Origin of the sequence: Clostridium tanneri (assembly GCF_033659955.1) — a bacterium.
GTDB lineage: Bacteria > Bacillota > Clostridia > Clostridiales > Clostridiaceae > Clostridium_AM > Clostridium_AM tanneri.
In genome coordinates, this window is record NZ_JARUJP010000003.1 from 179,981 (window position 1) to 196,048 (window position 16,068).

Sequence of the window (16,068 nt, forward strand, 5' to 3'; positions counted from 1 at the left end):
ATTTTAATTATAATTTCTTATTAATTTTGAAACATTATGAATATATTGCATAATTTAACAATCAATATTTGGACTTTTAGGAAAATTAAGATATAATATTACTAAGGGGGGGAATTTATGATAAGTAAGATTATGCATTTAAACATAGTGAAGCTAAAACCAGAAGATACTTTAAGTAAGGCTCTAGATATAATGAATGATAATAAAGTGAATGGAGCACCAGTGGCTGATGATAATGGTAGATTGTTAGGTATTATTGTTAAAGCAGACATATATAGATTTTTAATGGAAGAGGGTCATTATGACACCTGTCCTATTGACTGGGTGATGACAAAAAAGGTTATCACTGCATTTAAAGGTGAGGACATACTAGATATTGCTAAAAGGCTTAGAGAGAATGAAATAGAAGCTATTCCAATAGTTGACGAAAAAGATAGTATAGTTGGAATAGTTACTGTTGAAGACATTTTGGATTATATTTTAGAAAAAAACAATAAATAGAAGAAAACCCTGTCCTATAATTGACAGGGTTTTTCTGCTATTTAATTACTCTTTTTTATATCGAGGACAGTGACTGGTACAAGAGCCACAACTGCAGTCGCCAGAGGCTTTTTTCTTAACATTTTTATATAAAATATATGCTGCAGATACTACTATAATTGAGGTTATTATTATTTCAACTGACATTTTAAACACCTCCAGAAGATTAAAAAATTAAGGACCCAATTCTAAATACTATAAAGGATACAATCCAAGCTAGTCCAAATTGGTAAAGTACAGAAAAGGTAGCCATCTTTGTTCCATATTCCTTTTTCATAGCTGCAACAGCAGATACACAAGGTGTATACAATAGAACAAATATTAAAAAGGTATAGGCTGAAAGTGGCGTAAAGTGATTTAATAAAGTTGTAGATAAATCCCCACCATAAATTACTCCCATTGTTCCAAGTACTACTTCTTTAGCCATAAGACCTGTTAGTAATGAAACGGAACTTTGCCAATCGCCAAAACCTAAAGGTGCGAAAATTGGGGCAATGAATTTTCCTATAGATGATAACATACTGCTATTCATTTCTGTCATACCTGAAAAATTAAAATTAGATAGGAACCAAATGATAACTGACATGGAAAATATTATAGTTCCCGCTTTCTTTAAAAATCCTTTACCTTTATCCCAAGTATGATCCACAAGATTTTTAAATTCAGGTAATTTATATTCTGGAAGTTCTATAATAAATGGTTCTTCGTCTTTTTTAAATATAGTATTCTTAAATAAAAGTCCTATAACAAAAGCAGTTACAATTCCTACAGCGTATAGAGATAGTATGATAGTTGCTGCTTTTTTCGGAAAAAAGGCTGCTACAAAAGCTGCGTAAACGGGAAGTCTTGCATTACAAGACATTAGTGGAGCTAGTAGGGCAGTAAGCTTTCTGTCTCTTTCGCTCTCTAAAGTTCTGGCAGACATAATACCAGGAACAGAACATCCAAAACTAATTATAAGTGGTATAAAAGCCTTCCCTGAAAGGCCCATTTTTCTCATAGTCTTATCCATCATAAGCGCTGCTCTTGCCATGTATCCACTATCTTCTATAAAGGATATTCCTAAAAACAGTGCCAGAATAACTGGAAGGAATACTATAACAGAACCTACTCCACCTACAATACCATCAATTAACAAAGAGCTAAACCAAGGGCTTGTAGTCGATAACATAGCTTGTAAATAAGGAACTAGGGAATCAGCTACTAATCCATCCAACATATCTGCCAAAGGTTGTCCTACCCAACTGAAGGTGAATTTAAATATTAACACTAATATTGCAAAGAAAATTGGATAGGCTAGAAATTTATTAAGTACAATTTTGTCAATTTTTTCTGTAATAGAAGTACTATTATTTTTACTATAGGTTAAAGCCTTATTTAAAACTTTACCTATATAATTGTAGGTTTCCTTCTCGTTTTGAAAATGAAACTTATTATCAATTGAAGTTTTTAAAAAATTGCTCTTAAAGAGCACTTCTTTCAGTTTATCGATTCCTTTGCCTTTTGTAGCAACTATAGGAACTATTTTAACATCTAATTCTTTTTCAAGAATAGGGTAGTCTATATTTATACCTTTAGATTCTGCCACATCTATCATATTTAAAACTAATATAATAGGTTTGTTAAATTCCTTTAACTGAGTTGTAAGGTATAGATTTCTTTCTAGGTTTCCTGCATCTACAATATTTATTATAACGTCTGCTTCTCCACCAAGTAGGAACTCCTTTGCTACCTTTTCTTCGTTAGAGTATGTATCCATGGCATAAATTCCAGGTAAATCTACAATTTTTAATGAATTATCTACAAAACCTTCTTTTTTTTCAACAGTTACTCCAGCCCAGTTACCTACGTACTGATTAGAACCTGTTAAGAGATTAAAAAGAGAAGTTTTACCTACATTAGGATTGCCAAGCAATGCTGCTGTAATCATCTTATTCCTCCTGTATAAAATATTTTAAAATAGAGAAGTAAATCTCTAAATTTATGTTTAAGTATTTTTAAATTATATAGAAAATAAATTCTATTTTATAAATATATTTCTGGCGTCTTTTTTACGGATTGCTAAATTAAATCCTCTTAAGTTTATAATTAGTGGATCACCAAAGGGAGCAGAAGTCTTTAAGGAAACCTCAGTACCTTCTATACATCCTAATGCCAAAAGTCTTTTAGCTAATTTCTCATCTCCAACAATATTATCTATTAAAGCTTTTTGTCCTGGTTTTAAATCGCAAATACTCATTATAATCACCTCGTAATGAAAATCATTATCATTTATTGATTTAATAATAACATTTTTCATTTCTACTGTCAATGGTTTTTTTGGCAGTTAAAGGTAAGAGAATTTATTTATTAACATTTAGTATTAATAGAGAGTATAATTAATAGTGAAGGCTTTGATAATAATGTAAAGTTATACTATAATATGCTCTACAGAATTGCAAAATAATTTATTCTTTCACAGATATACATGAGCGGAATTTTAGTATAATATATATTTAATACAAGTAAGGAGGAGTAGAATGTCATCAAAGAGCAGTATTCATAAAAAAGGACAATATATATATAAACCACTAGATAAAAAGCAGTATGGAACAGTAGAATTTATTATGGATATATACTATCCAAGAATCAATAATAAAAGCGTCAAAGTGGAAGAAGATGTGCAGCAGGCTGTTATGAGAGCTACAAGTATTTCTTCAGAAACTATATTAATAGAAAGTAGAATACCTTTAGTCCAAGGAGATTTTATAAATTTTACTTTAACGATAGGTGCAAATCCCTCCTTTTGGTGCTTAGCAAAAGTGAAAAATGTGGAACAGAAGAATAGTCGGTACCATGCTGATTGTGAATTCATTTCTCTAAATATGAATCAAATAAATTTAATAAAGAACTATTGTATGAATAAACATTAAAATTATAATTAATATAACCCTGTAAACTTTGCAAAGCTTTTGCATATATTATATTTAATAAGGTAATTGTAAATATAAATCAAGGAATAAATTCTGCATATATAATAAAACTAATCACATTAAAATGAGATATAATATTAGTTACAAATCAATAGGTAAAGATGAATAAGAGAAATTAACTGTAGTAAAAAAATGATAAAAGAAAGGTAGGTGAAAAGCCTGATTTTAAGACTATACAGCATTTAAAAGTCAGGCATAACATGATAACAGCAGCGTTTTTTGATATTGATGGTACTTTGTACCGAGAGGGATTAATTGCTGAAGTATTCAAAAAGCTAGTTAAGTATGAAATAATACCTTCTGATAGATGGTATAAAGAAGTGAAGCCTGAATACGATAGATGGGATAAAAGGCAGGGGAATTATGACAACTACCTTTTGAAAATGGCAGATATATATATAGAAGCTATAAAGGGTCTGCATAAATCACAAATAGAGTTTATAGCTAAAAATGTAATTTCACAAAAGGGAGATAGGGTATATACTTATACAAGAGACAGAATAAAATGGCATAAGGAAAAAGGACATAAAATTATAACGGTTTCAGGTAGTCCTATAGAGCTGGTGAGGGAGATGTCCTTTAAGTATGGTTTTGATGATTATAGAGGAGCCATATATGTAATGGATAAAGAAGATATATATACTGGCGAAGTTGTGCCTATGTGGGATAGTGATAGTAAAAGAAAAGCAATTAACGAACTAGTTAGAAAATATGATATAAATTTAGATGAAAGTTATGCTTATGGAGATACAGCAGGTGATTTTACAATGTTTCAAATGGTAAAGTATCCGATCTGTGTTAATCCTACAAAGGAAATTCTTCATAAGGTTTTAGGTGATGATGTTATAAAAGAAAAGATTCAAATAATAGTTGAAAGAAAAGATGTAGTATATAATTTGAAGCCAGAATTTATAAAAAACTTTTAAAACTGGCATAAGTTTAAATTTTATTTTTATCAATGAAGGGCTTTTCATTGACTATAGAATTAATGCATGTATAATAGAAAATGGTGCTATGATGCCCTGATGAGTTTTACATGATTAATTTAGAAAAGAGTGGTAGAGTGATTGAAAGACATAAAAGTATAAATATAAATGAGACAGTATACCATAATTCACTTGAAATAGAAGGGGATGGCAGCATATTTAAAGATGCTCTGTTTTTCGATTTAGAACATTATATATATAGAAAACCTATATGTGTTGGCGTCTTCGGTTGCTGTTACTTTGACGAAAAAGAAAATATGCTTAAGGTTACACAATACATGATTGAAAATAGAAAAGATGTAAAAAGTATATTAATACTGGCAAAAAACTATTTTAAATTAATGTCTGATAAGTATGGCAAGAAATATATAATTACTTTCTCAGGAAATAATGATTTTACAGTAATCAATTATCTTTTTCAGAAATATAAAATTGGATACAATATAGAGGAATACTTTAAACATATAGATCTTCAAAAGCAGTATGAAAAAGAAAAAAATGAACCAATAGGCCTAAAAAGTCTTGAGAAACAATTTGATATTTTAAGAGATAGTGAATTAATAAGTGGCTCAAACCTTGCCAAAACCTTTAGTAAAATCATTAAAGATGAACAGTATATTCACAGAATGCCTGTAGACAAAAAAGAAAAGATATTATTGTATAATGAACAAGATGTGGTAAGTCTATTTCATATATATGTGAATTGGGGAAATGTGGTGAATAATGCTTTGTTAGAAGATAACAAAGTGTTGGAAAATGAAAACTAGAGAATACTAGGATTCAGGTGGAGATTTAATCTGCCTGAATTTTATTATTTTTATACATAAGTTTTTCTTTTAAAGTTTTAATAAATAAGGTATCATATAACTGATACAATACCTAATGTATAGGGTTTGACAAGGAGAATGATTTCATGTTTAGTCCGATAAAAAACACAAAGCTTTATGAGCAAGTAATAGAACAAATTAAGGATATGATTGCAAAGGGAATACTTAAAAAAGGAGATAAACTACCATCAGAAAGGGAATTAGTAGACCATCTACAGGTAAGTAGAACTTCTATCAGAGAAGCTTTAAGAGCACTTCAAATTATGGGGTTAATTGAATGTAGACAGGGGGAAGGAAACTTCATTAGTCAGAGCTTTGAACACAGTTTTTTTGAACCTCTATCCATTATGTTTATGCTTCAGGAAACTAATCCTGAGGAAATTATTGAAGTTAGAAAGGTAATTGAAGTTGAAACTGCAGCTATAGCTGCAAAAAAAATAACTGAAGAAGAGTTAGAGAGCCTGGAAATATTGATAAAGGCCTTTAAAAATTCAACAGATGAGAACGATAACGTAAAAATTGATAAGAAATTTCACTATGAGATAGCACAAGCTTCTAGGAACTTTATAATTCTTAATATACTTAATGCTATATCTTCTCTAATAGATTCTTTTATCAAAGATGCAAGAAAAAAAATTCTTACTGACGAAAAAAATAGGGAGGTCTTGGCGATGCAGCATGAAGAGATTTATAATGCTCTTAAAAAAGGTGATTCTAAGAAAGCTGCAGAGGCTATGCGAAAACATCTAGACTTTGCCAATGAATATATGATCAAATAAATTAGTTAAAAAAATCAATCAGTTTATAAACTGATTGATTTTTTTGTGGAAATTTAGAGAATTGTATGATAATATAAAATTATCAGTGGTAATACCATGATGTTATAATTAAGCTAAGTTAACATATATATTTTATATTTACTTGTTATTTTTAAGATTTTTGAAAATGATTACATTTACTTTTATTGGGGTTGGGGGTAATTAATATGACATGGAATTTCAAAAAGGAGTATAAAAAGGTAGATAGAAAAGATTTGGAATTTTTAATGAATTCCTTAGGAATGGATAGAGTCTATGTAACTGATGAGATAAAGGAATATTTCAGTGACCATGACCTATGTGGAATAAGTACTTTACCAGAAGTTGTAGTTGAAGCAGTAAACAGGGAAGAAATTTCAGAAATTACGGCATATGCACAGCAACAAAATATACCTATAGCTGTTAGGGAAGTAGGGGTTAAATCCATAGAGTATTCTGATATAGTTTGCGGAGGAATAATGATAAACTTCAGCACTATAAACAAGGTAAGTTAAGTTACATTACATACTGTTAAAACCAGAGTAAGTTTTTTACTCTGGTTTTTTTACCTATTTCTAAATTTGTTAATGAAATAACCTCTGTATGCTATTTCAATTAATTTGGATAAAAAATATAAAAAATTTTAAAAAATAGAAAAAACTATGAAAACGTTATGACCACAAAGATGAAGTGAAAAGTGAAAAATTTAACTTTGATGTTAACAAAATAACTATTATTTTAATATTAGGAAGATAATGATACTATTTAGCTATGGGAAGTGGTAAGACCATATTACCAAATAGGGGGGTTATTATGAATATGTATTTACTTTTCTTTATAGCATTGCTGCCAGTAGCCTGGCTTATGCTTTCTCTTGGCGCTTTAAAAATGCCGGGACATAAGACTTGTCCAATAGCTTTATTGGCAACAATAATTCTAGCAATGATAGTATGGAAAATGCCGTTAGGTCAAGCTCTTGGGGCAGGAGCAGAAGGGGCGGCAATGGCTCTATGGCCTATTATGATTGTAATTATTGCAGCGGTATTTACCTATAATTTATCATTGCATACTAAGAGTATGGATGTAATAAAAAAGATGATGACTGGTATTACAACAGACCAGAGAATACTAGTTCTTATACTTGCTTGGGGATTTGGTGGATTTTTAGAAGCCATAGCAGGTTTTGGAACAGCGGTAGCAATTCCAGCTAGTATAATGGCAGCACTTGGATTTGACCCAATATTTGCGGCAATTATTTGCTTAATAGCGAATACAACACCTACAGCCTTCGGTGCTATAGGTCTTCCGGTATCAACTCTTGCTAAGATAGCTAACATAGATGTTACTCAGTTAAGCTACGCAGTCGGTCTTCAGTTAACAATTCTTATCATTATCATACCAATAGTGTTAGTGATGCTTACAGGGAAAAGTGTTAAGGCAATAAAGGGCGTTTGGGGAATAGCATTAGTCTCTGGCTTATCCTTTGCCATACCTGAGGTTTTGGCAGCTAAGTATATGGGCGCAGAACTTCCAGCCATACTGGGCTCAGTAGTATGTATGGCTGCAACAGTAGTTATGGCTAAAGTATTCTATAAAGACACAGCAGCTAAAGATGCTGAAAAAATATCTATTCAAAGAGGGGTTCTGGCATGGATTCCATTTATCTTAGTTTTCGTATTTATACTGGCAACTAGTTCCTTAGTTCCTATAGTAAATAAAAATTTAGCATCAGTGCAGACATCAGTGTCATTTTATAGTGGAGAAGGCGGACACCCTTACTCCTTTGCATGGATTGCTAATCCTGGAACAATAATTATTATAGCAACTTTTATAGGTGGAATGATACAGGGGGCTAGATTTGGGGAAATAGTCTCTGTACTCTTCCAAACAGTTAAGCAGATGACAAAGTCTGCAATAACTATAGTTTCCATAGTGGCACTGGCAAAGGTTATGAGTTACAGCGGAATGATTAAAGCAATAGCTTTAGTGTTAGTATCAGTAACAGGAAGTTTTTACCCTTTTATAGCTCCAATAATTGGTGCTCTCGGTACCTTTGTTACAGGTAGTGACACATCAGCAAATGTTCTCTTTGGAGGACTTCAAGTGGAAGTAGCAAAGTCTCTAGGGTTAAATCCATTCTGGCTTGCGGCGGCAAATACCGGTGGAGCTACAGCTGGAAAGATGATATCACCTCAGAGTATTGCTGTTGCAACTGCTGCAACAGGATTAGCAGGATCAGAAGGAAAAATTTTAAATGCTACTTTAAAGTTTTGTTTAGTTTATGTAGCAGTTTTAGGAATAATAGCATATTTTGCAGGGCCTATATTTGGATTTTAACCAAGTTAAATAAAAACTTAAACCCTATAGAGAGTTAATATAAGACTAAATAATAAAGCTTAGGAGGAGTTAAAGTGGCTAAAATAGGATTACCCTATCACAAAAAAATTATGGAAATAGAAATAGAAGATAAGAACCTTGTTGGAATTTTAGAGTCAAAGGCAGCAGAATACAGAACTGATTCGAGTCAGGAACAAATTGTAGAAAGAGCATTAGACAACCCTATATCAAGTGATAAGCTTGAAGATTTAGTAAAAGGCAAAAATAACATGGTTATTATAACCAGTGATCATACAAGACCAGTTCCAAGTAAGATTACAATGCCTATATTACTAAAAAGGATAAGAGACATAAGTCCCAATATTGATATAAAAATTCTTATAGCAACAGGATTTCATAGGGCTTCTACCAGGGAAGAGCTTATAAATAAATTTGGGAAGGAAATTGTAGAGAAGGAACAGATATTAATACATGACTCGCAAGATGATAGCAGCATGGTTAAACTGGGAATACTTCCTTCTGGAGGAGAGCTTATAATAAATAAATTAGCTGTGGAAACCGAGCTATTAATTGCAGAAGGATTTATCGAAGCTCATTTCTTTGCAGGTTTTTCTGGCGGAAGAAAAAGTGTATTACCGGGAATTGCATCAGCAAAGACTGTTATGGCAAATCATTGCTCAGAATTTATAGCTAGTCCTTATGCAAGAACAGGTATACTCAAAAACAATCCCATACACAAAGACATGCTTTATGCCGCAGAAAAGGCTAAATTAGCTTTTATATTAAATGTAGTAATAGATAGTGAAAAGAGAATTATAAATGCAGTAGCAGGACACAGTGAGTTTGCTCATGAGGAAGGCTGTAAATTTGTTATGGAACTATCAGAGATAGATAGAGTTAAGGCAGATATAGTAGTTTCAACTAATGGCGGTTATCCGCTAGATCAGAATATATACCAATCCGTTAAGGGAATGACTGCTGCAGAGGCTACTTGTAATGAAGGTGGAGTGATAATTATGGTATCCGCCTGCAATGATGGACATGGAGGACAATCCTTTTACGATAATCTAGCTAATGCAAAATCACCGAGAGAGCTTTTAGATAGGATAGCTAAAGTGCCGAGAAATGAAACTGTACCAGATCAATGGGAATTTCAAATATTAGCTAGAATGCTTGATAAGTATACAGTTATATTGGTTACAGATATGTGTGACCCTAAAATGATAAAAAATATGCACATGGAACATGCCTACAGCTTTAAGGAGGCACTTAACAGGGCTTATGAATTAAAGGGTAAGGATGCAAAGGTGGCGGTTATTCCTGATGGAGTATCCGTTATAGTTAGATAATTAGGATTTAAAAAAATTGGAGGTATAGATATGGATATTTTAGTATGTATAAAACAGGTGCCAGGAACTACAAAGGTAGAAGTAGACCCAGTAACTGGAGTGTTAAAAAGAGATGGAGTAGATTCAAAGATGAATCCATATGACCTGTATGCTTTAGAAACAGCATTAAGAATAAGGGAAGAAGAAGGTGGTACCGTTAAAGTAATCAGTATGGGACCACCACAGGCAGCGGAAGCAATTAAGGAAGCTTATATGATGGGAGCAGATGAGGGAGTACTTCTTTCAGATAGAAAATTTGCAGGAGCAGACGTAATCGCAACTTCTTATACATTGTCACAAGGTGTAAAGAAAATGGGTAATATAGATTTAATACTTTGTGGAAAACAGACAACAGATGGAGATACAGCTCAGGTAGGACCGGAAATGGCTGAATATTTGGGAATACCCCATATATCAAATGTGTTAAAGATAGAGGAAATAAAGAAGGATTCAATAGTAGTGGAAATGGATATGCCTAATACTATTGAAGTAGCAAGAATAAAGTTTCCTTGCCTACTTACAGTGGAGAAGGAGATATTTCAACCAAGACTTCCATCCTATAGAAAGAAATTAGAGACAAAGGATAGAGAAATTAGAATCCTAGGTTTAAAAGATTTTGAGGACCAAAATGAAAAGAAGTATGGACTAAATGGATCACCAACACAGGTAGAAAGAATATTTCCACCAGAAGTAAATACAGATAAAGAAATGTGGACTGGAACTGGAGAAGAATTGGGAAATAGGTTAACTAAAAAGCTTAAAGAGCTTAAGTTTATTTAAGATAATTATTCCTTTTAAAAAAGAACTTATAATTTAAAAGTAGAAAATATGACAAAAAGATGTGGAGGAATGAAAAGTGGGTAGATTGTTAGTAAATCAGGAGAAGTTAACTCCTTCAATTATAGAAGAATTAATGAATGTATGTCCATTTTCAGCTATGGAAGAAAAGGATGGAAAAATTGAAATCAATGCTGCTTGTAAGATGTGTAAGCTTTGTGTGAAAAAGGGACCAGCAGGAGTAATGGAATTTATTGAAGATGAAGAAGTTGCTATTGATAAGAGCCTATGGAAGGGAATAGCTGTGTACGTAGACCATGTAGAAGGTGAAATACACCCTGTAACCTATGAACTTATAGGTAAAGGAAGGGAATTAGCAGAAAAAATTAATCATCCAGTATATGCTGTATTTGTAGGACAGGGTATTAAGGATAGGGCTAAGGAACTACTACATTATGGAGTAGATGAAGTATTCCTATATGATTATGAAGAATTAAAGGACTTCAGAATAGAGCCATATACAGCAGCAGTGGAAGACTTTATAAATAAGGTTAAACCATCTACACTATTAGTTGGAGCAACAACTGTAGGAAGGTCTCTTGCACCAAGAGTAGCGGCAAGGTTTAGAACTGGATTAACAGCAGACTGTACAGTACTTGATATAAAGGAAAACACAGATTTAGTTCAGATTAGACCAGCCTTTGGCGGAAATATAATGGCACAGATTTTAAATCCAAATAATAGACCACAGCTTGCAACAGTAAGATATAAGGTAATGAATGCACCACAGAGGGCTGAGGAAGAATCAGGAAAAGTAATAGAATGTGAACTAGATAGCTCAAAGCTCCACTCAAATATAGAGGTATTAAAGGTAACTAAAAAAGAAGCAGAAATAGGTATATCTGAGGCAGAAGTTATAGTGGTTGCAGGAAGAGGAATTAAGGCAGAAAGAGACTTAGAAATGATAAGAGAGTTGGCAAACTTACTTGGTGGACAGGTAGCTGTTACAAGGCCTATGATAGAAGCAGGTTGGGGAGATGCAAAACGTCAAATAGGTTTAAGTGGAAGAACAGTAAAACCAAAGCTTATAATAACCTGTGGAGTATCCGGTTCAGTACAGTTTGTAGCAGGAATGAAGGGTTCAGATTGTATAATTGCCATAAACAAAGATCCGAAAGCTTCCATATTCAATGTAGCTCACTATGGAATAGTAGGAGATATTTATGAAGTAGTCCCAAAATTGATAAATAATATTAAAGAAGGAAAAGGGATAGCTTAAGGAGGGAAAGACTATGAGCAATAATGAATATACAAAAATAAATAAAAAGGATATTGAGTTTTTAGTAAGTATAGTAGGGGAAGATAGAGTTTATGTAGGAGAGAATATAAATGAAGATTTTAGCCATGACGAGTTAGGTGGAGTAAGTAGAATGCCAGAAGTTATGGTAGAGGTATTAAGTACAGAAGAGGTTTCCAGTATAATGACTTATGCCTATGAAAATAGTATTCCTGTGGTTGCTAGAGGGTCAGGAACTGGACTAGTTGGAGCATCTGTTCCTATATACGGTGGAATAATGATTAATTTAACTAAAATGAATAGAATTCTTGAGTTAGATGAAGAAAATCTCACATTAACTTTAGAACCGGGAGTTCTTTTAATGGAGATTGGTAAGTTTGTAGAGGAACATGACTTGTTTTATCCACCAGATCCAGGTGAAAAATCAGCAACTATAGGTGGAAACATAAACACAAATGCTGGTGGAATGAGAGCTGTTAAGTATGGAGTTACAAGAGACTATGTAAGAGGGCTAACAGTAGTACTTCCAACAGGAAAGGTAATAGAAGTTGGCGGAAAGGTAGTTAAAAATAGTTCAGGATATAGCATAAAGGACTTAATCTGTGGTTCTGAGGGAACCTTAGGAATAGTTACAAAGGCTGTACTCAGATTACTACCATTGCCAAAGAAATCAATAAGTTTACTTATTCCTTTCCCTAATCTAGATATGGCAATAAATACAGTACCTAAGATTATAAAATCAAAATCAATACCAACAGCAGTAGAGTTTATGCAGAGGGAAGTAATACTTGCAGCAGAAGAGTTTTTAGGCAAGAAGTTCCCAGATAACTCTTCCGATGCATATTTGCTTTTAACTTTCGATGGCAATAGTAAAGAAGATATAGAAAAAGACTATGAAAAGGTTGCTAATATCTGTCTGGAAGAGGGAGCACTAGATGTATATATTACAGATACTGATGAGAGAAAGGAAGCGGTATGGTCAGCTAGAGGTGCTTTCCTTGAAGCGGTAAAGGCCACAACTACAGAAATGGATGAATGTGATGTTGTAGTTCCAAGAAACAGGGTGGCAGAGTTTGTTAAGTATACTGATGAGCTTCAGAAAGAATTTAATGTAAGAATAAGAAGCTTTGGTCATGCCGGTGATGGAAATTTACATGTCTATGTGTTAAGAGACGAATTAGGTCAGCAGCAGTGGGATAAAAAACTTAAAGATGTATTTGAATGTATGTATAAGAAGTCTGTAGAGTTAAATGGACAGGTGTCAGGGGAACACGGTATTGGATATGCTAAGAAATCATATCTATTTGAACAGTATGGTAGTGAATATATGAGTTTAATGAAGGGAATAAAACTAGCTTTTGATCCTAAGAATATTTTAAACCCTGGTAAGGTATGTCAGTAGCCTTCAAAATATAAAATGTAAATTATATTATAAAGCAGGAGTATATAGTTACTCTTGCTTTTTTTATTATGTAGTTATTGTGAATAAAAACAAAAATAAGCGTAAAAATAACTATAGCTTTAAAATAAAAATTCTTCAACAAGGAGGAGATATTTTGACAGTTGGATCAAACGTAAAGCAAACTTTGGTTAACTTGAAGAGTGCTCAAAGTACTTTGAGAATCTATTCTATACAAACACAAGATAGGAAAGCAAAGAATGCCTACAGAGAGGCGTTAAAGATAACTGAAGAAGTCCTTCAGGACTTAGAAAAAAGATTAAAGGCTATACAGCTTCAAGAACCACAGTATAAGGGGAATTAATCGGAGGTAGTCATGAAAACTTGGGTGATTGTGTTATTTAGGTCTATAGGTTTATTTTTTTTGACTCTTATTTTAGTTAAAATTTTAGGAAGAAAAGGTCAGGCTAAAATTACGCCTTTTAGCTTTATTAACTACTCTGTGATTGGTATCTTAGTTTCTTTAGTATCCTTAAATTTAATATCAAACTGGGTATTTGGAGTTATAGCGTTGGCAGTATGGATTTTTATGCCTATAGCATTAGATTATTTAGCTATGAAAAGTAAGTTCATATATGACTTAATAAATGGAAAAGAAGTGGTGGTTATAAAGGAAGGTAAGGTGATGGAGGAAAACCTAAAGTCCTCAAGGTTTACTGGTGAAGACCTTCTAAGGGGATTAAGATCTAAGAATGTATTTAGTTTGGCAGATGTAGAATTTGCGGTAATGGAGTCAACGGGAGACTTAAATGTAATTTTGAAATCAGATAAAAAACCTGTTACTCCAAAGGACTTAGGAATAAAGGTATCTCCTCAAACAGCACCTCAAACAGTTATTTTAGATGGGAACGTAATAAATGAATCTCTAGCTAACCTAGGGTTGAATCAAGGATGGCTAAATGCTCAGTTAGAAAATATGGGAGTAACCTTAGACAACGTGTTTATAGGTCAAGTGAATTCTAGTGGTGAGCTATACGTGGATCTTTTTGATGATGTAATACAACTTCCTCAAACTAATGTTAGGGAGTTATTATATGCAAGCATTGAAAAAAGTGCAGCAGATCTTATGAAGTACGCATTAGAAACAGAAAACCAGAAGGCAAAGGCTATGTATATTAATAATGCTAATAGACTAAAAAAAGTAATGGAAAAATTAGAGCCACATTTACTACGTTAGAAGGTGATAAAAATGTCTAATAAAAAAAAGAAGAAGTTAACACCGGCTCAGCAGCAATATCAAAAACTAGCTCAAGAAAAAGAACCACAAAGAGCTGTCTTACGAAATTGCATTAGAGCATTTATAAGTGGGGGAATAATATGTACTATTGGTCAAGCAATACAATACATATTCATAAAATACTTTCATTTTAGTGAAGCTACAGCTGGAAACCCTACTTCAGCAGTTGTAATTATCGCGACAGTTTTACTAACAGGTTTTGGTGTCTTTGACCATATTGCTCAGTGGGCTGGAGCAGGAACAGCTATTCCAGTAACTGGCTTTGCCAATTCAATAGCTTCCACTGCTATTGAACATAAAAGTGAGGGGTATGTACTAGGAGTCGGTGGAAATATGTTTAAATTAGCAGGTTCAGTAATTACTTTTGGAGTTTTTTCAGCTTTTATAGTTGGAATAATTAAAATTACTTTTAAGTGGTTAGGTGGGATGTAAATGATTAAGGGGCATCAATCATGGGTGTTTAATTCTAAGCCTGTTATTATTTCCTCCTCTGCAGTAGGAGGGCCTTTTGAAGCTAAAGGTAATCTGGCGGAAGATTTTGATATTCTTCATGATGATATATGGCTAGGTCAAGATAGTTTTGAAAAATCAGAAAAAAAGTTATTAGAGGAAGCCTGTGAAATAGCGATTAAAAAGGGAAAAGTTAAAAAAGAGGACATAAATTTCATGATAAGTGGGGATTTAATGAATCAAATAATTACTAGTAGTTTTGCTGCAAGAACTTTAGCTATACCTTATCTTGGCATATTTGGTGCCTGTTCTAGTTCTATGGAAGGCTTAGCTTTGGCAGCACAGTTGGTAGATAGCGGAGCAGCACAATATGTTGTATGTGGCACAGCTAGTCACAATGCTGCAGCAGAAAAGCAATTTAGATATCCTACAGAGTATGGCGGACAAAAGCCACCTACTGCTCAGTGGACTGTAACGGGAGCCGGTGCTGCGCTGGTATCTAGGGAAGGAAATGGTCCTAGAATAACCTCTGCAACTATTGGTAAGGTGGTTGACATGGGAATTTCTGATCCCTTTAATATGGGAGCTGCAATGGCACCAGCAGCAGTGGATACTATAGAAGCTCACTTTAGAGACTTGAATATTGATCCTACCTATTATGACTTAATTTCTACTGGTGATTTAGGCAAGATAGGTCATGAAATTGCAGCAGAATTATTAAGAAAAGATGGTTTGAAAATCCCTGAAGATATTTTAACGGATTGCGGTACTTTAATGTATAGAAAGGATCAGCCAGTATTTGCAGGAGCAAGTGGTTGTGCTTGTGCTGCTACAGTAACTTATGGACACTTTTTAAATAGAATGAAAAAAGGAGAATTAAAAAGAATTTTAGTAATCGCAACAGGTGCTTTACTATCACCAATGTCCTATCAACAAAAGGAAAGTATACCAGGTGTTGCTCATGCAGTTTCCATTGAAATATAAAAGTGAGGTGTTTAACC

Annotated in this window: 18 protein-coding genes; 15 read left to right on the plus strand and 3 right to left on the minus strand. The window is 33.2% G+C overall.

Annotated elements, in window-relative coordinates; translation table 11 throughout:
• Positions 1–117 precede the first annotated feature (117 nt).
• On the plus strand, positions 118–501 hold the full coding sequence (locus tag P8V03_RS04265; RefSeq protein ID WP_261672393.1) for a CBS domain-containing protein: 384 nt from the start codon (positions 118–120) through the stop codon (positions 499–501).
• Between the two features lie 45 nt (positions 502–546).
• Here the strand turns inward: P8V03_RS04265 and P8V03_RS04270 are convergent, their stop codons facing one another.
• The 3 genes from P8V03_RS04270 to P8V03_RS04280 form a co-directional block, all read right to left on the minus strand.
• Positions 547–687 (minus strand): FeoB-associated Cys-rich membrane protein, encoded by a 141-nt coding sequence (locus P8V03_RS04270; protein ID WP_318796897.1) that lies wholly within the window; start codon positions 685–687, stop codon positions 547–549.
• A 19-nt stretch (positions 688–706) separates the two neighbouring features.
• Entirely contained in the window at positions 707–2,470 is a 1,764-nt protein-coding gene (feoB, locus tag P8V03_RS04275) for a ferrous iron transport protein B (RefSeq protein ID WP_318796898.1), read from the minus strand.
• 90 nt (positions 2,471–2,560) lie between these two features.
• Entirely contained in the window at positions 2,561–2,779 is a 219-nt protein-coding gene (locus tag P8V03_RS04280) for a FeoA family protein (protein WP_261672461.1), read from the minus strand.
• A 280-nt stretch (positions 2,780–3,059) separates the two neighbouring features.
• On the opposite strand from P8V03_RS04280, the gene P8V03_RS04285 reads away from it, so the two are divergent.
• From P8V03_RS04285 to spoVAD, 14 genes are all read left to right on the plus strand, one after another.
• Positions 3,060–3,452 (plus strand): PilZ domain-containing protein, encoded by a 393-nt coding sequence (locus P8V03_RS04285; RefSeq protein ID WP_318796899.1) that lies wholly within the window; start codon positions 3,060–3,062, stop codon positions 3,450–3,452.
• Positions 3,453–3,712: 260 nt separating this feature from the next.
• Positions 3,713–4,438 (plus strand): HAD-IB family hydrolase, encoded by a 726-nt coding sequence (locus P8V03_RS04290; protein ID WP_261672460.1) that lies wholly within the window; start codon positions 3,713–3,715, stop codon positions 4,436–4,438.
• A 137-nt stretch (positions 4,439–4,575) separates the two neighbouring features.
• Positions 4,576–5,265: a ribonuclease H-like domain-containing protein gene (locus P8V03_RS04295; protein WP_318796927.1), complete on the plus strand. Its 690-nt coding sequence runs from the start codon at positions 4,576–4,578 to the stop codon at positions 5,263–5,265.
• A gap of 146 nt (positions 5,266–5,411) precedes the next feature.
• The gene (locus P8V03_RS04300) at positions 5,412–6,104 is read left to right on the plus strand and encodes a FadR/GntR family transcriptional regulator (protein ID WP_261672388.1); all 693 of its coding nucleotides are present in this window, start codon (positions 5,412–5,414) and stop codon (positions 6,102–6,104) included.
• A 206-nt stretch (positions 6,105–6,310) separates the two neighbouring features.
• Entirely contained in the window at positions 6,311–6,637 is a 327-nt protein-coding gene (locus P8V03_RS04305) for an FAD-dependent oxidoreductase (protein WP_261672387.1), read from the plus strand.
• A gap of 298 nt (positions 6,638–6,935) precedes the next feature.
• On the plus strand, positions 6,936–8,459 hold the full coding sequence (locus tag P8V03_RS04310; RefSeq protein ID WP_318796900.1) for an L-lactate permease: 1,524 nt from the start codon (positions 6,936–6,938) through the stop codon (positions 8,457–8,459).
• A 74-nt stretch (positions 8,460–8,533) separates the two neighbouring features.
• Complete coding sequence (larA, locus tag P8V03_RS04315) at positions 8,534–9,808, plus strand: nickel-dependent lactate racemase (RefSeq protein WP_318796901.1); 1,275 nt, start codon at positions 8,534–8,536, stop codon at positions 9,806–9,808.
• A gap of 30 nt (positions 9,809–9,838) precedes the next feature.
• Positions 9,839–10,627 (plus strand): electron transfer flavoprotein subunit beta/FixA family protein, encoded by a 789-nt coding sequence (locus P8V03_RS04320; protein WP_318796902.1) that lies wholly within the window; start codon positions 9,839–9,841, stop codon positions 10,625–10,627.
• Positions 10,628–10,703: 76 nt separating this feature from the next.
• The gene (locus P8V03_RS04325; RefSeq protein WP_261672383.1) at positions 10,704–11,903 is read left to right on the plus strand and encodes an FAD-binding protein; all 1,200 of its coding nucleotides are present in this window, start codon (positions 10,704–10,706) and stop codon (positions 11,901–11,903) included.
• A gap of 13 nt (positions 11,904–11,916) precedes the next feature.
• Positions 11,917–13,323, plus strand: coding sequence for an FAD-binding oxidoreductase (locus P8V03_RS04330; protein WP_261672382.1), 1,407 nt, complete (start codon positions 11,917–11,919; stop codon positions 13,321–13,323).
• Between the two features lie 154 nt (positions 13,324–13,477).
• Positions 13,478–13,684 carry a DUF1657 domain-containing protein gene (locus tag P8V03_RS04335; RefSeq protein ID WP_261672381.1) on the plus strand — a complete coding sequence of 69 codons (207 nt, stop codon included), beginning with the start codon at positions 13,478–13,480 and terminating at the stop codon, positions 13,682–13,684.
• A 12-nt stretch (positions 13,685–13,696) separates the two neighbouring features.
• Entirely contained in the window at positions 13,697–14,557 is an 861-nt protein-coding gene (locus tag P8V03_RS04340) for a DUF421 domain-containing protein (RefSeq protein WP_318796903.1), read from the plus strand.
• Positions 14,558–14,569: 12 nt separating this feature from the next.
• On the plus strand, positions 14,570–15,049 hold the full coding sequence (gene spoVAC / locus P8V03_RS04345; RefSeq protein ID WP_261672379.1) for a stage V sporulation protein AC: 480 nt from the start codon (positions 14,570–14,572) through the stop codon (positions 15,047–15,049).
• A complete protein-coding gene (spoVAD, locus tag P8V03_RS04350) occupies positions 15,050–16,051 on the plus strand; it encodes a stage V sporulation protein AD (protein WP_318796904.1) in 1,002 nt (333 codons plus the stop codon).
• The last annotated feature ends 17 nt before the right edge of the window (positions 16,052–16,068 follow it).